The 21430-nt window shown below is 43.8% G+C and carries 17 protein-coding genes; all 17 read left to right on the top strand.

The genetic code is table 11. The features are described from left to right. Nucleotides 1-33 precede the first annotated feature (33 nt). The 17 genes from truB to FQV26_RS06945 all read left to right on the top strand — a co-directional run bounded on the left by truB (nt 34) and on the right by FQV26_RS06945 (nt 21425). On the top strand, nt 34-963 hold the full coding sequence (gene truB, locus FQV26_RS06865; protein ID WP_146556636.1) for a tRNA pseudouridine(55) synthase TruB: 930 nt from the start codon (nt 34-36) through the stop codon (nt 961-963). Between the two features lies 1 nt (nt 964). Beyond that, on the top strand, nt 965-1915 hold the full coding sequence (gene ribF / locus FQV26_RS06870) for a riboflavin biosynthesis protein RibF (protein WP_146556638.1): 951 nt from the start codon (nt 965-967) through the stop codon (nt 1913-1915). A gap of 135 nt (nt 1916-2050) precedes the next feature. Next, on the top strand, nt 2051-2320 hold the full coding sequence (rpsO, locus tag FQV26_RS06875) for a 30S ribosomal protein S15 (RefSeq protein WP_084245326.1): 270 nt from the start codon (nt 2051-2053) through the stop codon (nt 2318-2320). 148 nt (nt 2321-2468) lie between these two features. Next, nucleotides 2469-4586, top strand: coding sequence for a polyribonucleotide nucleotidyltransferase (pnp, locus tag FQV26_RS06880; RefSeq protein ID WP_146556640.1), 2118 nt, complete (start codon nt 2469-2471; stop codon nt 4584-4586). Between the two features lie 59 nt (nt 4587-4645). Then, nucleotides 4646-5872: a M16 family metallopeptidase gene (locus FQV26_RS06885; RefSeq protein ID WP_146556642.1), complete on the top strand. Its 1227-nt coding sequence runs from the start codon at nt 4646-4648 to the stop codon at nt 5870-5872. Between the two features lie 106 nt (nt 5873-5978). Continuing rightward, nucleotides 5979-6989 carry an aspartate-semialdehyde dehydrogenase gene (locus FQV26_RS06890; RefSeq protein WP_397431012.1) on the top strand — a complete coding sequence of 337 codons (1011 nt, stop codon included), beginning with the start codon at nt 5979-5981 and terminating at the stop codon, nt 6987-6989. A gap of 126 nt (nt 6990-7115) precedes the next feature. Continuing rightward, nucleotides 7116-8783 (top strand): ribonuclease J, encoded by a 1668-nt coding sequence (locus tag FQV26_RS06895; protein ID WP_146556646.1) that lies wholly within the window; start codon nt 7116-7118, stop codon nt 8781-8783. A gap of 78 nt (nt 8784-8861) precedes the next feature. Beyond that, nucleotides 8862-11210, top strand: a complete 2349-nt coding sequence (locus FQV26_RS06900) for an FtsK/SpoIIIE family DNA translocase (protein ID WP_146556648.1) — start codon at nt 8862-8864, stop codon at nt 11208-11210. Between the two features lie 175 nt (nt 11211-11385). Beyond that, the gene (locus tag FQV26_RS06905; protein WP_146556650.1) at nt 11386-12114 is read left to right on the top strand and encodes a GntR family transcriptional regulator; all 729 of its coding nucleotides are present in this window, start codon (nt 11386-11388) and stop codon (nt 12112-12114) included. Nucleotides 12115-12160: 46 nt separating this feature from the next. Beyond that, nucleotides 12161-13234, top strand: a complete 1074-nt coding sequence (locus tag FQV26_RS06910) for a BMP family lipoprotein (RefSeq protein WP_146556651.1) — start codon at nt 12161-12163, stop codon at nt 13232-13234. 170 nt (nt 13235-13404) lie between these two features. Then, nucleotides 13405-14964 (top strand): ABC transporter ATP-binding protein, encoded by a 1560-nt coding sequence (locus FQV26_RS06915; protein WP_146556653.1) that lies wholly within the window; start codon nt 13405-13407, stop codon nt 14962-14964. Further along, a complete protein-coding gene (locus FQV26_RS06920; RefSeq protein ID WP_146556655.1) occupies nt 14954-16003 on the top strand; it encodes an ABC transporter permease in 1050 nt (349 codons plus the stop codon). The genes FQV26_RS06915 and FQV26_RS06920 overlap by 11 nt, the downstream gene beginning before the upstream one ends. Before the next feature lies 1 nt (nt 16004). Then, nucleotides 16005-16964 (top strand): ABC transporter permease, encoded by a 960-nt coding sequence (locus tag FQV26_RS06925; RefSeq protein ID WP_146556657.1) that lies wholly within the window; start codon nt 16005-16007, stop codon nt 16962-16964. A 258-nt stretch (nt 16965-17222) separates the two neighbouring features. Then, the gene (gene yfmF, locus FQV26_RS06930) at nt 17223-18497 is read left to right on the top strand and encodes an EF-P 5-aminopentanol modification-associated protein YfmF (RefSeq protein ID WP_146556659.1); all 1275 of its coding nucleotides are present in this window, start codon (nt 17223-17225) and stop codon (nt 18495-18497) included. Next, nucleotides 18490-19791 (top strand): EF-P 5-aminopentanol modification-associated protein YfmH, encoded by a 1302-nt coding sequence (gene yfmH, locus FQV26_RS06935; RefSeq protein ID WP_146556661.1) that lies wholly within the window; start codon nt 18490-18492, stop codon nt 19789-19791. The genes yfmF and yfmH overlap by 8 nt, the downstream gene beginning before the upstream one ends. After that, nucleotides 19788-20507 carry an elongation factor P 5-aminopentanone reductase gene (gene ymfI, locus FQV26_RS06940; protein ID WP_146556663.1) on the top strand — a complete coding sequence of 240 codons (720 nt, stop codon included), beginning with the start codon at nt 19788-19790 and terminating at the stop codon, nt 20505-20507. Before yfmH ends, ymfI begins: the two co-directional genes overlap by 4 nt. A gap of 117 nt (nt 20508-20624) precedes the next feature. Next, on the top strand, nt 20625-21425 hold the full coding sequence (locus FQV26_RS06945) for a YmfK family protein (protein WP_146556666.1): 801 nt from the start codon (nt 20625-20627) through the stop codon (nt 21423-21425). Nucleotides 21426-21430: the final 5 nt, after the last annotated feature.

Genomic DNA, 21430 nt, shown 5'->3' on the forward strand with positions numbered 1-21430 from the left:
TTTTTTTTGCATCAAGCAAAGGAGCTATGGATTATGGCGCTGAACGGAATTTTACCATTATGGAAAGAAAAAGGAATGACCTCTCACGACTGTGTCTTTAAACTGAGAAAGATTCTTCAGACGAAAAAAGTCGGACATACCGGGACATTAGATCCCGAAGTGGATGGCGTATTGCCGATCTGTATCGGGAATACTACCAAAGTGGCTGAGTATATTACGGATCAAGGTAAGACCTATGAAGCCGAAGTGACCATCGGCTACTCAACAGAAACAGAAGATGCGACAGGTGAGACAGTCGACACGGATGCTTCTGATAAGAGTATTACACGTAATCAAGTTGCTGCGGTGCTGCTTCAGTTGACAGGAAATATCAAACAGATTCCACCAATGTATTCCGCAGTCAAAGTGAATGGGAAAAAGCTTTATGAATATGCACGACAGGGAATTGCTGTTGAGCGGCCCGAACGTATTGTGCGAATCGACTCAATCGAGTTGCTGGACGACGATCAGCAATGGACAGGGCAGAATATTAAATTCAATATCCGTATCCGCTGCGGCAAAGGAACTTATATTCGGACGCTGGCAGTGCAAATCGGTCAAGCCTTGGGATATCCTGCACATATGTCGAGGCTGACAAGGACAGAATCCGGTAAATTCAGCAAAAAGGATTGCGTAACACTTGCCGAAGTGGCCGAACTTGCTCAAAATGGAGTTATCGGTAACATTTTGAAACCGCTCAGCTACGGCTTAAGTGCGTTTCCTTTCATGGAAATTGAATCGAAACAGATTTTTGCTGTGAAAAATGGCCAAGTTTTGGCGCGTCATGCCATACTGGATCAGATGGGATTTGTGGTCCTGACGTATCAGGGAGTTCCTGTTGCACTTTATAAAAACCACCCTGAAAAAGCGGACAAGATGAAACCTGAAAAAATGTTCGGTTTTCCGACAGCGGACGAGGTGTAGTATGAAAATTATTCATTTAAGCTATCCGGTTCATTTAAAACCTGATTTCGAAACTGGGCCACTATCACTGGCGCTCGGGTTTTTTGACGGGGTACATAAAGGGCATCAGCGTGTCATAGGGGAAGCAATTGCTCAAGCCCAGAACAAAGGTATCAAGTCTGCGGTCATGACTTTCGATCCCCATCCTTCATTGGTGTTGGGAGGACGAAAGGAAGAAGTCTTTTACATTACGCCGATGCAGCAAAAAATGGAAATTCTGGACGAGATGGGTGTCGATTATTGCTTTATCGTTCGTTTTACGTCTGAGTTCGCCAAACTAACACCTGAACAGTTTATCGAATACTTCATTAAAGACCTTGGTGTTGTCCATGTCACTGCAGGATTTGATTTTTCCTTCGGCAGCAAAGGTAAAGGAGATATGGCTTTGATGAAGCAAATCGGTGAAGGCCAGTATGGCGTCACCGTCGTGGATAAGCTGGAAGATGGCGATGAAAAAATCAGTTCAACCCGTATCCGTGAATTACTGAAGCAAGGCGGAGTTGAAGAAGTGTGCCATTTATTGGGCAGGCCGTTCCGTGTATTGGGCACTGTAGTCAATGGAGATAAACGAGGCCGCACCATCGGCTTTCCGACAGCCAATGTAGAACCCGAGCTAGGTGCGGTTGTACCTAGCCGCGGCGTCTATGCAGTGAAGATCCAAGTGCAGGGGCAGTTCTACAACGGTGTCTGCAATATTGGCTACAAGCCGACTTTTAATAATCCGGATGTGAAAAAGCAGGTCATCGAAGTCCATATTCTGGACTTTGATAAATCCATTTACGGAGAAATTGTGGAAGTCGAATGGCATGAACGAATTCGTGATGAACAGAAATTTTCAGGAATTGATGAGTTGAAAGCACAGATTCAGCGTGACAAAGAGACGGCTGAGCAGTTTTTCGCCGGCATTAATTAGGCAGTGCAGTTGATTTTGAAAAAGCCTTATGCTATTATTTATGAGTACTGAATGTACAAACCGTTGCTTGGCAAATCGAATCACCAACGTTTGCTCAGTAATTGGGGATATCAGAAATTAGGAGGTGGAAACAGTATGGCAATTACACAAGAACGTAAAAATGAATTGATCAATGAATACAAAGTGCATGACACAGATACTGGGTCTGCAGAAATTCAAATCGCCATTCTTACAGAAGACATCAACAACTTGAATGAGCACTTACGTACTCACAAAAAAGATCATCACTCACGTCGTGGTCTATTCAAAATGGTTGGACGCCGTCGTAACTTGTTGAAATACCTTCGTGAAAACGACGTAGCTCGTTACCGCGAATTAATCGCAAGACTTGGCCTACGCCGATAATAGCAAACAGTAAAAGCGGGATTCGTCCCGCTTTTTCTTTATGGATAAAACTTTAATTTATCGCATCGCATCCTGGATGCTTTTTTGATACACTACTTATGGATACATATAGATAGAGAAACAAGGTAATAGAGAGGAGCTCGATATTATGGAGCAAACAAAAAAAGTCTACACACTTGATTGGGCAGGCCGTGAATTGCAAGTTGAGGTCGGCCAATTGGCAAAACAAGCAAACGGAGCAGCATTAATCCGTTATGGTGATACAGCAGTTCTTTCTACTGCAACCGCTTCAAAGACTCCGAAACCGTTGGACTTTTTCCCATTGACTGTCAACTACGAAGAGCGTCTTTACGCTGTCGGTAAAATTCCAGGCGGATTCATCAAACGCGAAGGACGCCCTTCTGAAAAAGCGACTTTGACAAGCCGTTTGATTGATCGTCCGATCCGTCCTTTATTCCCGGATGGTTTCCGTAACGAAGTTCAAGTTATTTCAATGGTCATGTCTGTAGATCAGGATTGTCCATCTGAAATGGCTGCTATGTTCGGTTCTTCACTAGCCTTGATGATTTCCGATATTCCGTTCGGTGGACCGATTGCCGGTGTCATCGTAGGATTGATTGACGGACAATACATCATCAACCCAACAAATGACCAGTTGGAGCAAAGTTCAATCAACTTGACGGTTGCAGGTACAAAAGATGCGATCAATATGGTTGAAGCAGGAGCGAAAGAAGTTTCTGAAGAAGTCATTTTGGAAGCAATCATGTTCGGCCATGAAGAAATCAAAAAGTTGATCGCTTTCCAGGAGCAGATTGCTGCAGAAGTCGGCAAAGAAAAAACCGAAATCCAGCTTTATGAATTGGATGCTGAATTGACAAGCTCACTTAAAGAAGCTGTAGAAGCTGACTTGAATGCTGCTGTCCAAATCAATGAAAAACAAGCGCGCAACGAAGCGATTGATGAAGTCAAAGCACGCGCGATGGCGGCATACGAGGAATCGGATGATGCAGTAAAAAAACAAGCTGGCCAGATTCTTGATAAAATGGTTAAAGATGAAGTGCGCCGCCTGATTACAGACGAAAAAATCCGTCCCGATGGCCGTGGTCCTTCTGAAATCCGTGCATTGTCTTCTGAAGTCGGCATCTTGAACCGTACACACGGTTCTGGTCTGTTCACTCGTGGGCAAACGCAGGCAATGAGTATCTGTACGCTAGGCGCATTAGGGGATGTTCAAATCATCGACGGCCTTGGCATCGAAGATACGAAACGCTTTATGCACCATTACAATTTCCCGTTATTCTCAGTTGGTGAAACCGGATTCCTTCGTGGACCTGGACGCCGTGAAATCGGCCACGGAGCACTCGGAGAACGTGCACTTGAAGCGGTTATTCCAAACGAAAAAGATTTCCCTTACACCATCCGCCTTGTTGCGGAAGTATTGGAGTCCAACGGTTCGACTTCGCAGGCAAGTATCTGTGCTTCAACGCTTGCGATGATGGATGCCGGTGTTCCATTATCAGCTCCAGTTGCGGGCATCGCAATGGGTCTGGTTAAAAAAGGCGATAACTATACCGTGCTCTCTGACATCCAAGGTATGGAAGATTATCTTGGCGATATGGACTTTAAAGTGGCGGGTACTGCCAAAGGCATCACCGCTCTTCAAATGGACATTAAAATTGACGGACTTTCTCGTGAAATCTTGGAAGAAGCATTGGCGCAGGCGCAAATCGGCCGTATCCACATCCTTGAATCGATGTTGGCGACAATTGCTGAACCAAGAACAACTCTTTCTAAATTTGCACCGAAAATCATTATGGTGAAGATCAACCCTGACAAGATCCGTGACGTTATCGGACCTGGCGGTAAAGTGATCAACAAAATCATCGATGAAACAGGCGTGAAGATCGATACAGAGCAAGACGGCACCATCTTTATTTCATCGGTTGACGAGGAAATGAACGCGAAAGCGAAAGCGATGATCGAAAACATCGTGCGTGAAGCGAAAGTCGGCGAGTATTACGAAGGCAAAGTGAAACGCATTGAGAAATTTGGCGCATTCGTTGAATTGTTCCCAGGCAAAGATGGACTTCTTCATATTTCTGAAATCCAGGAAGAGCGGACGAAAGAAGTGGAAGATGTGCTGAAGATGGACCAGGTTGTTCAAGTCAAAGTAATTGAAATTGACCGACAAGGCCGTGTAAACTTATCACGTAAGGTTGTTTTGAAAGAACAAAAAGAAGCAGCTGAAAAACAAAACCAAGAATAATTAACCGTAAAAATTGCCGACCTTGTCGGCAATTTTTTACTATGAGGAGGAACATGCACATGGTGACTACACAGACATGCAAAAATGGATTGCGCATTGTTTCTGAACATATCCCCCATTTTCACTCCGTGGCCGTAGGTGTCTTTGTCAACAACGGATCCCGCGATGAAGCGCCTGAAGAAAATGGAATTACCCATTTTATTGAACATATGCTGTTTAAAGGAACGGATTCTCGGACAGCCAAGGAAATCGCTCGGGAATTCGATCGCATCGGCGGCGACATCAATGCTTATACTTCAAAAGAATATACTTGCTACTATGCGAAGGTATTGGATCATCATGCAGAGCACGCAGTATCTGTATTGGCTGACATGCTATTTAATTCGCAGATGGATCCCGTGGAGTTCGACAAGGAACGCCAAGTCATCCTTGAAGAAATCAGCATGACGGAAGATATGCCTGACGACGATGTGCATGAACAATTATGGCGCGTAATGTACCCGCAAAACTCAATTGGTGCACCGATACTGGGAACTACTGAAACACTTGCAAGTTTTACACCAGAGAAGATCCGCGATTACATGGACCGGCATTACACGCCGTCTAATACAGTTGTTTCAGTGGCTGGCAATATTACACCCGCATTAATAGAGAAAATTGAAGCTTTATTCGGTGATTTCGAGAAGCCAGAAATTCCTAAGCAGTACGAACTGCCCGTTTTTACAGCTGGTTATTCGTTAAAGAATAAAGAAACGGAGCAAGGACACTTATGCCTGGGATTCCCTGGTTTGTCTCTAAATAATCCGGATATTTACAACATTACGGTTTTAAACAATATCATCGGAGGCTCAATGTCTTCAAGGCTGTTCCAGGAAATCAGGGAACAGCGAGGATTGGCTTACTCGATCTTCTCCTATCATTCGGCTTATTCCGATCACGGAACTTTGGCTATTTACGGAGGAACGTCGGATGAGCAGATGACTGAAATGCAGCAGGTGATTATGACTTTACTGAAGGAATTGAAAAATGGCGGCATTACAGAGCAAGAAGTCATGGATTCCAAAGAACAGTTGAAAGGGAATCTAATGCTTGGGCTTGAGAGCACCAGTGCACGGATGAGCCGCAACGGCAGACATGAATTATTGCTGGGTACGCATCAGTCCTACGATGAAGTGCTTCAGCAAATTGAACAAGTATCACTCGAAAAAGTATTGAATCTATTGGAAATACTCGTGGATTCACCAGCTGTTTCGATTATTCGTCCGAAAGAAGCTTCCTTGGTATAAGGGAGCTTTTTTTAGTTTTCATTCCTCTAGCAGGCTAAATTATGTTACAATAACTCAAATCATCATTGAAGGAGCGAATGTTGTGAAAACATATAATGTAGCGATAATGGGAGCAACCGGTGCAGTCGGCCAACAAATGAAAGAGCAATTGGAAAAACGGAATTTTCCGGTAAAAGACATTGTCTTTTTATCTTCCAGCCGATCTGCAGGAAAAGAAATCGATTTTAACGGCAAAACATTCACGGTTCAGGAAGCGAAACCAGAATCATTTGAAGGCATCGACATTGCGCTGTTCAGTGCAGGTGGAAGTGTTTCAGAAAAGTTTGCACCTGAAGCTGTCAAACGTGGTGCGGTCGTTATAGATAACACCAGTGCGTTTAGAATGGACAAAGAAGTGCCGCTGGTTGTTCCTGAAGTAAATAAAAGCGATCTTGGACTTCACAAAGGAATTATCGCCAATCCGAACTGTTCCACAATTCAAATGGTCTGCGCTTTGCAGCCGCTAAAAGAGCAGTTCGGCATGACAAAAATTGTCGTTTCTACTTATCAGGCCGTATCAGGAGCTGGTATTGACGCGATTAATGAATTGAAGACTCAATCTGGTGATTTTGACAATGCAAAAAATGCAGAAGCAAACATGCTGCCGGTCAAGTCGGCTGCACGGCATTACCCGATTGCGTTCAATGCCATTCCACAAATTGATCAATTCACCGATAATGGCTATACATTTGAAGAAATGAAGATGATCAATGAAACCAAGAAAATCATGCACGACGATTCTCTTGCTGTAGCAGCCACCTGCGTGCGCTTGCCAGTAGTCACAGGACATTCAGAATCCGTTTATGTGGAACTGGAAGAGACAGCGACTGTTGAGCAGATCAAACAAGCAATGGTGGATGCGCCAGGCGTCGAATTAATGGACGACCCATCAAATCAAGTTTACCCAATGCCATTGATGGCAGCTGGCCTGGATGAAGTTTTTGTTGGCCGTATTCGTCAGGACCTGGATAACCCAAATGGTTTTCACTTATGGGTAGTTTCAGATAATCTGGTCAAAGGCGCAGCATTGAACTCAGTGCAGATAGCAGAAGCTCTAATTGAAGAAAGCATCATTTAAATAGAGCAAAACCCTTAAAATAAACCGGCCATTGCGCGGGTTTATTTTTTTCTTTGGACTGTTTCCGGTGATTCCCGTATAATGAAGTCTATGGATGTGTACGGGTGAATTTTAGGAGGAAATAAATTGAGTAAAATTAAAAATGAAGTAATACGAGTTATCCCTTTAGGCGGCGTCGGCGAGATCGGCAAAGCTATGTACGTAGTAGAAATTGACGAAGACCTGTTTGTAGTAGACAGTGGATTGATGTTCCCGGAAGATGAGATGCTGGGCGTCGATATCGTCATTCCAGATATGACTTTCCTGGAAGAAAACAAGGACCGTGTCAAAGGAGTCTTCTTGACGCACGGCCACGAAGATGCAATTGGTTCAATCGCTTATTTATTGAAAAAGATCCAGGCTCCTGTATATGGATCGAAATTAACAATTGCATTAGCCAAAGAACATATTAAAGAGCAAGGTTCTTTAAAACATGTGAAATTCTTTGAAGTGACCAATAAGAGCCGTATGAATTTTGATAAAACACATGTGACGTTCTTCCATACGACACATAGTATTCCTGACGCACTTGGAATCGTCTTCCACACATCAGAAGGCGCCATTGTGCATACAGGCGAATTTAAATTTGATCAATCAGCTAAAGGAAGCTACAAGCCGGACATCGCGAAAATGGCGAAATTGGGTGAAGATGGCGTACTGATGCTGTTGTCTGATTCAACTGAAGCTGAACGTCCTGGCTATACTACGTCAGAAATCGTTGTTGCTGATCATATCTTGTCTGCGTTCTTGGCAGCAGAAGGTCGTGTACTTGTATCATTGTATTCATCTAACTTTATCCGCATCCAACAGGTATTCGACATCGCAGCAGCGACAGGCAAAAAAGTCGCAGTAGCTGGCAGAAGCCTGGAGAGCAGCTATGAAGTCGGTTTGCGCCTTGGCTATTTGACGGTTGACGAAGATACAGTCATTTCCTTGAAAGACCTGGAAAACTACCGCGATGACGAAGTGGTCATCATCGTTACGGGCAACCAGGGAGAGCCGCTTGAAGCATTGGATAAAATGGTCCGCAAGCAGCATAAAGATGTTAAAATTAAAGAAACCGACACCGTATTGATTACATTCACACCATCACCCGGTATGGAAGTTCCTATGTTCCAAACGATGAACAAACTGGCAAAAGCCGGAGCAAACGTTTTGACTGCCAGCAAGAAAGTCCACGTATCAGGTCACGGCAGCCAGGAAGATTTAAAAATGATGCTGAATATGATGAAACCGAAGTATTTCATCCCTATCCAAGGTGAATACAAAATGCTGATTGCGCACTCTAAGTTGGCTCAACAAGTCGGTTTGCACAAATCCGAAATTTTTATAGCTGATAAAGGTGATATCGTCGAGTACAAAGGCGGCAAAGTACGCATGAGTGGACGCGTTACAGCAGGCAATGTGCTGATTGACGGAATCGGAATCGGCGACGTAGGAAATATCGTCTTGCGTGACCGTAAATTGCTGTCACAAGATGGGATTTTTATTGTGGTGGTCACATTGAACCGCAAAGAAAAGAAAATTGCTTCCGGTCCTGAAATGATTTCGCGCGGCTTTGTCTATGTCCGTGAATCAGAAGAGCTGATGGATGAATCCACTAAGCTTGTTCGCAAGGTCGTTGAAAAGTATGTCGCTAAAGACGCGTTCGAATGGAACAACATCAAACAGGAAATTCGTGATACATTGAATTCCTATCTGTTCCAGCAGACAAAGCGCCGTCCAATGATTATCCCGATTATTATGGAATACTAAGAAAAAAGCAAAAGGATTTCCATACCGATACAATCGGAGGGAATCCTTTTTCGATTATGGAGGAAATGAGGGATAGCTATGACCAGGGCTCGTGCAACAACGAAAGCAAAACCCAAAGCGAGAGCTAAAGCAAACACAAAAACAAAACCGAAAAACAAAAAAAGACAACCGATGCCGATGCTCGCTTATGAAGTGATTGGCTTGGTGTTATTAGGGATTTCCATTTTGATGGTGTTTCAATTAGGTGTAATCGGTAAGATGTTCTATAATATGGCTGAATTCTTGGCAGGCTATATGGCGTTTCTGGTGCCGCTGTCACTAGTCTATGTAGCGGTCTATGTAATGGTTAAACGGAAATGGCCGAAACCAAAGGTGAAAGTGGCAGTTGGCTCTGCATTCTTATTGATTGGTGCATTGCTGATTTGTCATTTGATTTGGGCGGCAGGCACGATATTGCCGATTACTTCATCCAATGTTATATCAGAAACTATTCGCACCACCCAGATGACGGGCACTATATGGAACAGCTATTTAGCAACTGGAGGTGGAATCGTCGGCGCCCTATTGTATTCATTGCTGCATGTGCTGTTCGATACAGCCGGCACTTGGATAGTCGCGATCATCTTGCTGTCCATCGGCGCCATCATTTTGACCGGGAAAGCCGCAGCGCCTTTCATTGCTGAAAAAATTCCAAGTGCACGTCCCGCAATCGATGCGTTGGTAAACCGTTTTAAACAGGAGAAACCGAAAAAGTTGAGGGCTCCCCGCAAAAAATCTGAACCTGAGCAAGTGCTGGAAATCAATGAATCGCTAGCCTATGAAGAGGAAGATGAGGAAGAGGACATTCTGTACCGTCCAAAGCAGGAAGAACCAATCATTTCGGCATTTACCGAAAACGTCAAACCAAAACAGGTAGAAGCATCTCCGGCTCCTGCCGCAGAATCGGCAGCAGAACCGGAGACTGGGGAAATTCAGTTGATGTCGACTGCTGAAGAACTGGAAAATGAGGAATACCAATTGCCGCCACTCAGCCTATTGACCCTTCCGCCGCATCACGACCAAAGCGGTGAATATTCAGGCATTCAGAAAAACGCGAAAAAGCTTGAAAAAACGTTCCAAAGCTTTGGCGTAAGAGCAAAAGTAACTCAAGTCCATTTGGGGCCAGCTGTAACCAAATACGAAGTATTGCCGGATACGGGTGTTAAAGTAAGCAAGATTGTCAGCCTTCACGATGATTTGGCATTGGCATTGGCAGCACGGGATATTCGAATCGAAGCGCCAATCCCGGGGAAATCCGCCATCGGCATCGAAGTGCCGAATTCAGAAGTATCGATTGTCAGCTTGCGCGAAGTGCTGGAGTCGGAAGAAAACAATCGTCCGGATGCTAAACTGCTGTTTGCTTTAGGAAGAGACGTAACTGGCCAGGCCGTCATGACACAATTAAACAAAATGCCTCATTTACTTGTCGCTGGTTCGACAGGGAGCGGAAAATCGGTCTGTATCAATGGCATCATTACCAGTATCATTATGCGTGCTAAGCCGCATGAAGTGAAAATGATGATGATTGATCCGAAGATGGTGGAACTGAATGTGTACAATGGCATTCCGCATCTATTGGCACCGGTTGTTACAGATCCGCGTAAAGCGGCACAGGCTTTAAAGAAGATTGTTTCAGAAATGGAAAGAAGATATGAACTCTTTTCGCATACCGGAACACGCAACATTGAAGGCTATAACGAATACGTTCGTGTCTTCAATGAAGAAAATGAAGACAAACATCCTAAATTGCCGTTTATCGTGGTAATTGTGGATGAATTGGCAGACTTAATGATGGTCGCTTCAAACGAAGTGGAAGATGCCATCACCCGACTGGCTCAGATGGCGCGTGCCGCGGGCATTCATTTGATCATTGCCACACAACGGCCAAGTGTCAACGTCATCACGGGCGTTATCAAAGCAAACATTCCGTCACGTATAGCCTTTGCTGTCTCATCTTCGATAGATTCACGGACTATTCTTGATATGGGCGGAGCAGAAAAATTGCTGGGCCGCGGAGATATGCTGTTCCTCGGAGCCGGCCAATCAAAACCGGTGCGAGTGCAAGGGGCGTTTCTGTCGGATTCCGAAGTCGAAAAAATTGTCGATTTTGTCATTGAACAGCAGAAAGCGCAGTACCAGGAAGACATGATTCCTAGCGAAGTCGATGATACAAAAATTGATGAAGAAACAGATGAAATCTATGATGAAGCTGTTCAATTGGTTACAGAAATGCAGACAGCATCAGTCTCCATGTTGCAGCGCCGCTTCCGAGTCGGCTATTCCCGGGCTGCCCGCATCATAGACCAAATGGAGCAGCGCGGGGTAGTTGGACCTTATGAAGGCAGTAAACCCCGGACTGTCTTAGTTCCAAAGCAGGAAGATTATTGAGCAATTGGGGTTTTTTTGTGACAAAATGATTAGTATCTTAGAAAATGAAGAAGCGAAAATTCGCTAAATTCGACAAATTGCTATTTATTTCATTTCTAATAAGTGGTATAGTAATTTTGATTAGTAGGAATGTTTTACATCAGATGTCTGATCTCTGTCATGGGTGGTGAATCGTATGACAATAAAATCGGATCATCGTGCTTTGTATCTTCAAGTGATTGATCGAATGAAACAGGATATTGCTGCGGGCGTCTACAAAGAAAAAGAGAAGTTGCCGTCCGAATTCGAGTTATCAAAGACACTGGGAGTCAGCCGTGCGACTTTGCGAGAAGCGCTTCGGCTGCTGGAAGAGGATAATATTATCGTCAGACGCCACGGAGTTGGAACATTCGTCAATTCAAAACCATTGTTTTCATCGGGTATTGAGCAATTGACGAGTGTTTCCGACATGATCCGTCAAGCAGGAATGGAACCTGGTGCCATCTATTTGAGCACATCAGAGAACCTTTCATCTGAGGAGGATATAAAACGCTTTCATTGCACTGGCGATGATACTGTCATAACTATTGAACGCGTTCGTACGGCAAACGGAGAGCCTGTCGTTTATTGCATCGACAAGGTACCTTCGGATTATTTGCCTGCAGATTTTTTGGGACGCACCGAAAGTTCTATTTTTACAGCGATTGAAGAATCAGGGGACATTCATATTTCCTATGCGGTGACATTTATCGATCCGACCGGTTACCATGAAGACGCTTCTCCAATCCTGGAATGTGAACCGGAAACAGCATTACTGGTATTAAAACAGCTCCATTACGATGAAGACGATCGATTGGTGCTTTATTCAAAGAATTATTTTAGAGCTGATAAATTCAGCTTTCATGTGGTTCGCAAACGCGTGTAAAACATCAAATTCCTGCTAATATCAAAAAACCTTGGGGGTTATTACATTGACAAAACGTAAATTTGGTCTAGGTTTATCATTGATGCTTGCTGCTGGTACTATGCTTGCTGCTTGCGGAAGCGAAGAAGATACTTCAACCGGCGAAACTGGCGGAGGAGAAGGTACAGAAGAAACTTCTGATTTCTCAGTTGCCATGGTTACAGATGTCGGCGGTGTGGATGATAAATCCTTCAACCAATCTGCTTGGGAAGGAATCCAGCAATTTGGTGAAGAAAATGGCCTTGAAAAGGGCGATGGCGGCTTTGATTACCTTCAATCTGCTTCAGATGCGGATTACAACACGAACTTAAACAACTTGATCCGACGTGATTTTGATGTGGTATTCGGTATCGGCTTCTTAATGGAAGGTGCCGTAGCGGAAATCGCTGAACAGCAGCCTGAAGCTCAAATTGCGATTATTGATGCGGTAGTTGACGCACCAAACGTTGCCAGCGTTCTGTTCAAAGAGCAAGAAGGTGCATTCCTTGCGGGTGTAGCAGCGGCTCTTATGACAGAAACTAATAAAATTGGATTTGTAGGCGGAATGGAAATTCCGGTAATTGAGCGTTTTGAAGCTGGATTCCTTGAAGGGGTTGCGACTGTAGACGATTCGATTGAAGTCGATGTTCAATACACAGGGGCTTTTGATAAAGCGGAATTAGGTAAAACAACTGCGAACCGCATGTACTCTGCTGGAGCGGATATCATTTTCCACGCTGCAGGCGGTACAGGCAACGGAGTATTCACTGAAGCAAAAGAACGTAAAGAAGCAGATCCAGAAGCAAACATCTGGGTTATCGGCGTAGATGCTGACCAATACGATGAAGGCCAGACTGGCGATGCCAACGTTACTTTGACTTCTGTATTGAAGCGTGTTGATACGGCTGTAAAAAATATTTCTGAACAAGCAATGGCAGGCGACTTCCCAGGCGGCGAAACCATCACTTATGGTTTATCTGATGAGGGTGTAGCTCTTGCAGATTCACGTGGAGCAATTCCTGAAGACAAAATGGCACAAATCGAAGAATACAAGCAACAAGTTGTTGATGGCGAAATTACTGTTCCAGAAACAGTAGAGTAAAAGTTAATTAGCAGCACGGTCATCATAAAGACCGGTCTAACCGGTCTTTATGATTTTTTTTGCCTATAAGCTGGAAATTAATAGATGAAAGGCTTTTGGAAACGGAAGCCTTTCCTGTATTAATTAATATATCAACAAAAAAGCTAGCAGTTTTTGGGGGAGTGACAACAGTGGAGTATGTAATCGAAATGCTGAATATCCGTAAAGAGTTCGGTACATTTGTCGCCAATGACAATATTACGCTGCAACTGCAAAAGGGAGAAATTCATGCATTATTAGGGGAAAATGGAGCAGGGAAATCAACTTTGATGAATGTTCTTTTCGGTTTGTACCAACCGGAAGGCGGAGAAATCCGAGTTCGTGGAAAAAAAGTTGATATTGCTAATCCTAATGTCGCCAATGATCTTGGAATCGGAATGGTCCATCAGCATTTTATGCTGGTTGAAAACTTTTCTGTTACCGAGAACATCATTTTGGGAAGTGAGCCAACTAAATACGGTATTACCAATAAAAAAGATGCAGCTAAAAAAGTTCAGGCTTTATCCGAGCAATACGGCTTGAATGTTGATCCTTATGCTATCATTGAGGACATTTCAGTTGGAATGCAACAGCGCGTAGAAATATTGAAGACCTTGTACCGCGGAGCTGAGATTTTGATTTTTGATGAGCCGACAGCTTCCTTGACGCCTCAGGAAATTACAGAATTGATTCAAATCATGAAGCGGTTGATTGCTGAAGGAAAATCTATTATTTTGATCACCCATAAGTTAAAAGAAATTATGGATGTATCCGACCGGGTAACAGTCATTCGCAAAGGACAGGGAATAGGAACAGTTATTACAGCTGAAACGAACCCGAATGATCTTGCCTCATTGATGGTGGGGAGGCAAGTGGAATTCACAACTGTAAAAGGCAAGGCTTTCCCAGGTGAAGAAATTTTAGATATAAAAGATTTAGTGGTTCAGGATTACCGGGGCGTAGAAAAAGTGAAAAGCTTGAATTTGAATGTCCGCAAAGGTGAAATTGTCGGAATTGCGGGAATCGATGGCAACGGACAATCCGAACTGATTGAAGCAATCACGGGGCTTCGCAAAGTGAAAAGCGGAACTATCTATATCAACGGGAAAGATGTCACCAATATGAAACCGCGTAAAGTGACAGAGTCCGGAGTTGGGCATATCCCACAGGATCGTCACAAGCATGGTTTAGTATTGGATTTTCCCATCGGCCATAATATTTCGCTGCAGACCTATTATACAAAACCAATCTCAAAATCAGGCATTATCGATTACAATAAAATCAATGAAAAAGCGTTGCAGATTATCAAGGACTTTGATGTGCGGACACAAGGGCCTACAGAACTGGCACGTTCCCTATCAGGAGGCAATCAGCAAAAAGCCATCATTGGCCGCGAAGTAGACCGCAATCCGGATCTTTTGATTGCAGCGCTGCCGACTCGCGGATTGGATGTCGGCGCTATTGAGTTCATCCATAGCCGCCTGATCGAACAACGCGACAATGGCAAAGCCGTACTGCTGATTTCCTTTGAACTGGACGAAGTCATGAATGTCTCAGACCGCATTGCGGTAATCCACGATGGTGAAATTGTAGACATTGTAACACCGGAAAACACCAGCGAGCAGGAATTGGGCTTGTTGATGGCGGGTCATACTGAACATAAAAAATCACAGGATTTGACGAAGAAAGGTGAGGATCAGCATGTCGAATAGAACGACCAATCTCCTGGTCCCCATCATTTCCGTAATTTTAGGACTGCTGGTTGGTGCGGTGATCATGCTGGTCAGTGGCTATAACCCACTTGAAGGCTATGCTGCTCTTTGGAACGGAATTTTTGGGGATATGTATACAATTGGTGAAACGATTCGCCAAATAACCCCTTATCTACTAGCGGGTCTAGCGGTCGCTTTTGCGTTCCGCTCAGGGCTTTTCAATATTGGAGTAGAAGGTCAATTGATTGTCGGTTGGTTTGCTGCAGCTTATGTAGGGGTTGCTGTAGAGTTGCCGAAAATCATCCACTTGCCGCTGGCAATCATAGCGGCAGCGGCAGCTGGCGCATTATGGGGCTTTGTACCAGGCCTCTTGAAAGCGAAATTCCATGTTCATGAAGTAATTGTAACCATCATGATGAACTACATCGCATTGCACGTAACAAACGCTTTGATTCGAACTGTTTCTGGAGGAGGAGATCGCACAGAAAGCATCTTTGCCAGTGCCTCTCTGCGTTCCGACTTTCTTGAAAACTTGACGGAATTCTCAAGGCTGCACTTAGGAATCATTCTTGCTCTAATTATGGTCGGAGTCATGTGGTTTATCCTTGAGAAAACGACACTCGGTTTTGAGCTGAAGGCGGTTGGCTTTAACAAAAACGCCTCACAATATTCAGGCATGAACGTCAATAAAAATATTATTTTGGCAATGGTCATTTCAGGAGCGTTTGCTGGATTGGGTGGAGCCATGGAAGCTCTCGGGACTTTTGAGTATGTTTCTTCCAAAGGCGGCTTTACCGGTATCGGATTTGACGGAATTGCGGTAGCCTTGCTTGGCATGAATACGCCGCTTGGTGTCATCTTTGGAGCAACTTTGTTCGGTTCCTTGAAATACGGAGCCTTGAACATGCCGAATGCTGCAGGTATTCCGATTGAAATCGTCGAAATCGTTATCGCAGTTATCATCTTCTTTGTGGCTTCAGGCTACATCATTCGCTTGCTGCTGCTCCGTGCGTCAGCTAAGAAGAAGGAGGCGAAGTAATATGAGTTTCCTTGATGTTCTATACTTCATCATTCCTTCAGCAATATTTTATGCTGCACCACTTATTTTAGTGGCGATTGGCGGCGTGTTCTCGGAAAAATCCGGAGTCGTCAACATCGGCCTTGAAGGGCTGATGGTCATCGGGGCTTTTGTCGGAATCTTGTTTAACTTACTGTTTGCCGATACGTTCGGCGCAGCTACACCATGGATCTCGCTGATAGCGGCTATGGTTGCTGCATTGCTGTTATCGCTGTTGCACGCTGTAGCTTCGATTTCATTCCGCGCCGACCAAGTGGTATCAGGTGTTGCGATTAACTTGTTAGCAGTAGCATTATCCTTATATCTCGTAAAAAGAATTTTTGATAAAGGTCAAACAGACTTTATTACAGAGCGCTTTTCACGCTATAATGTACCATTCCTATCAGACATTCCGTTTATCGGTCCATTGTTCTTCACGTCTGTCTACAATACATCGTTTTTTGCGATTGCAGTAGCGTTCGTTGCCTGGTTTGTCATCTACAAGACGCCGTTCGGCTTACGCCTTCGTTCTGTAGGTGAACATCCGATGGCTGCTGATACAATGGGAGTAAACGTAGCAAGAATGCGTTATATCGCTGTTATGATTTCGGGTGCATTAGCAGGAATTGGGGGAGCGATTTATGCGCAAACCATCACCAATGATTTTGGCCATGCGACAATCAATGGCCAGGGCTTCATGGCATTGGCCGCAATGATTTTCGGGAAATGGCATCCGCTTGGTGCCATGGGAGCAGCCTTATTCTTCGGATTTGCACAATCCTTGAGTATAGTAGGCTCATCTATTCCTTATATTCAGGAGATTCCAAACGTCTTCCTGCTGATATTGCCGTATGTTTTAACGATCTTTGCGCTTGCCGGATTTATTGGACGCGCCAATGCACCGTTGGCAAACGGAAAACCCTATATCAAAGGACAGCGATAAGCTGTTTAGAAGAGCCGTCACTGCGACGGCTCTTTTGTTTTAGGGACTAAAACGGGCACCTGCGCTTTTCTTTTGATCCAGCTCCAGCGGCCAGATTCTAGGGTCATAAACCCCACTGACTATGTGGCAAAGAGCGCCACTTCGTCAATGTTTCTTATCCCCGTCGAATCTAAACGGGCCGCTTTCGCTTTTCTTTATTTGCAATTAACGGAAAAAGTTCGGTATAGTTAGGACATGAACGACGAGAGGGGATTTCAAATGTTTGAAACCATCAACATTGCCAAAGGCGTTAATGTGCATGTCAATGAGACGACACAGTTTAAAACGATAAATTTTTCGATCAAATTTAAAGACAAATTAACGAAAGAAAAAGCATCTGCCCGATCAATTTTGGCGAACGTGCTGCAGCATAGCAACGAGGTTTATCCTTCGCATACTGCGCTTCGCATGGTATTGGACGACCTGTACGGCACATCCCTATACATAGATTCTTCAAAACGGGGCAATGAGCATGTCGTGACCTTGAATGTTGAAACAGTCAACGATCAATACCTTTCTGAAAAAGGAGTGCTCGAGAAAGTCTTGAACTTAATGTATATCGTTCTGTTCAAACCCAATTTTGAAAATGGCTTATTTAAAGATTCCATTTTCGCTCGTGAAAAAAATGCCATTATTCAGCGCATTGAATCTGTTTTTGATGAAAAGACGCGTTATGCACAGCAGCGTATGATGGAATTAGCGTTGCCGAACCACCCGGCTTCCATTACTTCGAACGGAACGATCGAAGACGTTCAAAACGTCACGAATGAACAATTAGTTGCTGAATACAAAGAAATGCTGACACAAAATGAAATCGAAATCTACGCGGTAGGCGATGTAAAACCAGAGATGATTGCTTCCTACATCCGTGAGTATTTCCATTTTAAAGACCGTGAAAAAACCATTGCAGCTCCTCCGATGGAGTTGGTAAAACCTGAGCAATCACGTGTTCTTGAATATGAAGACATGAAACAGGGCAAATTGCATATGGCATTCTTCACGCCTATTACCTTCCGAGATGAAAAATTTCCAGTTATGCAGTTGATGAATGGTGTTTTCGGTGGATATGCACATTCCAAGTTATTTGTGAATATCCGTGAAAAAGAGAGCATGGCATACTATGTATCAAGTTCTTTTGCTTCGCAATTTGGATTGATGTTCGTCTTGGCGGGAATCGATTCCAAGTTGGAAGAAAAAGCAGTGAGTCTAATTCTCGAGCAATTGGAAGAAGTCAAAAAAGCCAATATTTCCGATGTCGAGCTAGACCAAACGAAAGCATTATTAACCAATCAATTAAAAGAAGCTTTGGATTCAGCTCGTGGACAAATTGATATTTATGATCAATACATGGAATTGACTGAATCATTTGAGCCGGAATACATGATTAACAAATGGAAAAATGTTACGAAAGAAGACATTGCAGCTGCAGCTCAGGAACTGTCTTTGGAAATGACTTATTTTCTATCAGGCAAGGAGGATGAAAAAGATGCATAAAGTTGAGTTTGAACAGTTGGAAGAAACGCTTTTTCATGAAAAGCTGGATAATGGCCTGAATGTTTACATTCTGCCGAAAAAAGGATTCTCAAAAACCTTTGCCACTTTCACAACCAAATACGGTTCAATCGATAATCATTTTGTGCCTCTAGGCGAAACAGAGCCAGTTAAAGTACCGGATGGCATCGCTCATTTTCTTGAGCACAAAATGTTTGAAAAAGAAGAAGGGGACGTTTTCCAGGAGTTCAGCAAACAAGGAGCTTCAGCAAACGCCTTTACCTCGTTTACACGGACAGCCTATTTGTTCTCTGCTACCGGCGAAATCGATAAAAATGTCAAAACATTATTGGATTTCGTTCAAAGTCCTTATTTTACGGAAAAGACAGTAGAAAAGGAAAAAGGCATCATAGCCCAGGAAATTACCATGTACGACGATCAGCCGGATTGGCGTTTGTATTTCGGCATCATTGAAAACCTCTACAAAAATCATCCGGTGAAAATTGATATTGCCGGTACGGTAGAATCCATTCAGGACATCACTGCGGAGCATTTATATACGTGCTACAATACTTTCTATCATCCATCCAATATGGTTTTATTCATCGTTGGCAATGTAGACCCGGATCAAATGATGGAATTGGTGAAGGAAGATCAGGCTCAGAAATCATTTGAAGAACCGACAGAGATCAAGCGCATTTACCCGGACGAGCCTAAGGAAGTGGCGATTAAAGAACGGGTACTCGAAATGAGCGTCCAGAAGCCAAAAGTTTTCTATGGCATTAAACCGGAAAAACTGGATATGATCGGGCCTGACATGCTGAAGCATGAGCTTTCTGCTCAATTGGCCTATGAATTGCTGTTCGGCCGGACTTCTGATTTCTATCATCATGCTTATGAAAATGATTGGATCGATGAGTCTTATTCTTTTGATTATTCACTTGAAAACGGCTTTGGTTATGCGTTGATCGGCTCTGATACCCACAAGCCGGAAACCCTAATAAAGGAAATCAAACACACACTACAAAATGCTGTTGAAAAATGGCCGTTTGGACAAGAAGATCTCGATCGTGTACGCCGTAAGAAAATAGGGTTTTTCCTAAGAGCATTAAATTCACCAGAATACATCGCCAATCAATTCACCCATTACGCATTCAATGAAATGAATTTGTTTAATGTTGTACCTGTACTTGAAGAACTCGAGGTTGCTGATCTTCAAAACGCTTTTGCATTAGTCAGCAATGAATCCCAACATTCCATCTTTACAATCATGCCAACGAATAAGGATGCACAGTGAAACGGTTTGCTGTGCTGTTAGGTGCGTCAGGTGAAATAGGTGAAAGCATTGCGCTTCAATTAGCAGAGAGCGGCTGGTCGTTGTATCTTCACTGGAACACCAATCCAGTAGAACAGCTGGCAAAGCAACTAGCATTACATTACCCTGCACAGGAATTTATCCCGGTACAGGCCGATTTTACGATAGAAGGAAGCGCGCAGCAACTTGCTGAGAATGTTTATGATGCAGCTTGCGTTATCGTTGCCAGTGGCCAATCGCTTATGAAATTGCTGATTGATACTTCTGAACAAGACATGGAAGCATTGTGGCAAGTGCATGTGAAAAATCCAATTTCCGCAATCCGTTCGATTTCGCCATTTTTTCATCGCTATACAAAGTCATATGTAGTTTTTATTTCCTCTATTTGGGGAGAGACCGGTGCCTCTATGGAAACGATGTATTCTGCAGTAAAAGGTGCCCAATTGGCATTTGTCAAAGCCTATGCCAAAGAGATGGCACCGTCTGGAACCCGTGTTAATGCTATAACGCCAGGGTTCATTATGACGAAAATGAATGCGATCCTTTCTGCAGAAGAACTGCAGGAACTTGAAGAGGAAATTCCATTAGGGATAGGAACTCCTCAGGATATAGCAGATGCTGTCGATTTTTTGATTGGTGGAAGAGCGGATTACATGACCGGCCAAACACTGCGCATCAACGGCGGATGGCTGATATAATACTCTTTCTTTTCTTTTCCTGTAACTAAATGCCCCTTTTCCAATAAGGGCAAATCAGCTATCATATTAACTAAAGATTCCTTTGGAGAACCCATTTGGAGAAAGGTCGGGTATTGAATGAAAGAATGGTATTTTGAATACGAAATTCAAGTTAACCGTCCTGGTCTGCTTGGCGATATCGCTTCTCTACTGGGTATGTTGCGGGTTAATATCGTAACCATTAATGGGGTGGATCAAGGTCGCCGCGGAATGCTGCTGCGTGCTGAACATGACGTTCAGCTGGAGCGCTTTGAACAGATCCTGTCAACCATTGAGACGATTGCTGTGACGAAGTTCCGTGAACCGAAGCTGCGGGACATTTTGGCAGTCCGGCACGGCAGGTATATTCAGCGGGATGCGGATGACCGCAAAACATTCCGTTTTGTACGAGATGAATTGGGATTGCTGGTGGATTTTATGGCAGAGATCTTCAAACAGGAAGGTCATAAACTGGTGGGCCTTAGAGGAATGCCCCGCGTCGGGAAAACAGAGTCCATTGTGGCAGCAAGCGTCAGCGCCAATAAAAAATGGATTTTCCTGTCGTCGACCATGATCAAACAAACTGTTCGTAATCAATTGATGGGGGATGAGCATAACGCCAATAATATCTTCATCCTTGACGGCATTGTCACACGCCGCTCAAGCGATGAACGGCATATGCAATTAGTAAGGGAAATGATGCGCATGCCAACCATCAAAGTAGTGGAGCATCCTGATAAATTTGTCGAGCAATCTGAATACAGCATTGATGATTTTGATTATATTATCGAGTTGCGTCATCATCCGGAAGAAAAAATCACTTATGAAGTGCTCGAAAAAAACACGTTCATGGATGAAAAATCACAAGGGGATATGTTTGGGGACGGATTCAATTTCTAATAAGT

The sequence above is a fragment of the Planococcus sp. CPCC 101016 genome (assembly GCF_007859295.1).
Classification (GTDB): Bacteria; Bacillota; Bacilli; order Bacillales_A; family Planococcaceae; genus Planococcus.

What these genes read in the sequence shown, in the direction of transcription:
- truB (WP_146556636.1), top strand. Translation starts at nt 34, where the DNA reads ATGGCGCTGAACGGAATTTTACCATTATGGAAAGAAAAAGGAATGACC.
- ribF (WP_146556638.1), top strand. Translation starts at nt 965, where the DNA reads ATGAAAATTATTCATTTAAGCTATCCGGTTCATTTAAAACCTGATTTC.
- rpsO (WP_084245326.1), top strand. Translation starts at nt 2,051, where the DNA reads ATGGCAATTACACAAGAACGTAAAAATGAATTGATCAATGAATACAAA.
- pnp (WP_146556640.1), top strand. Translation starts at nt 2,469, where the DNA reads ATGGAGCAAACAAAAAAAGTCTACACACTTGATTGGGCAGGCCGTGAA.
- FQV26_RS06885 (WP_146556642.1), top strand. Translation starts at nt 4,646, where the DNA reads ATGGTGACTACACAGACATGCAAAAATGGATTGCGCATTGTTTCTGAA.
- FQV26_RS06890 (WP_397431012.1), top strand. Translation starts at nt 5,979, where the DNA reads ATGGGAGCAACCGGTGCAGTCGGCCAACAAATGAAAGAGCAATTGGAA.
- FQV26_RS06900 (WP_146556648.1), top strand. Translation starts at nt 8,862, where the DNA reads ATGACCAGGGCTCGTGCAACAACGAAAGCAAAACCCAAAGCGAGAGCT.
- FQV26_RS06905 (WP_146556650.1), top strand. Translation starts at nt 11,386, where the DNA reads ATGACAATAAAATCGGATCATCGTGCTTTGTATCTTCAAGTGATTGAT.
- FQV26_RS06920 (WP_146556655.1), top strand. Translation starts at nt 14,954, where the DNA reads ATGTCGAATAGAACGACCAATCTCCTGGTCCCCATCATTTCCGTAATT.
- FQV26_RS06925 (WP_146556657.1), top strand. Translation starts at nt 16,005, where the DNA reads ATGAGTTTCCTTGATGTTCTATACTTCATCATTCCTTCAGCAATATTT.
- yfmF (WP_146556659.1), top strand. Translation starts at nt 17,223, where the DNA reads ATGTTTGAAACCATCAACATTGCCAAAGGCGTTAATGTGCATGTCAAT.
- yfmH (WP_146556661.1), top strand. Translation starts at nt 18,490, where the DNA reads ATGCATAAAGTTGAGTTTGAACAGTTGGAAGAAACGCTTTTTCATGAA.
- FQV26_RS06945 (WP_146556666.1), top strand. Translation starts at nt 20,625, where the DNA reads ATGAAAGAATGGTATTTTGAATACGAAATTCAAGTTAACCGTCCTGGT.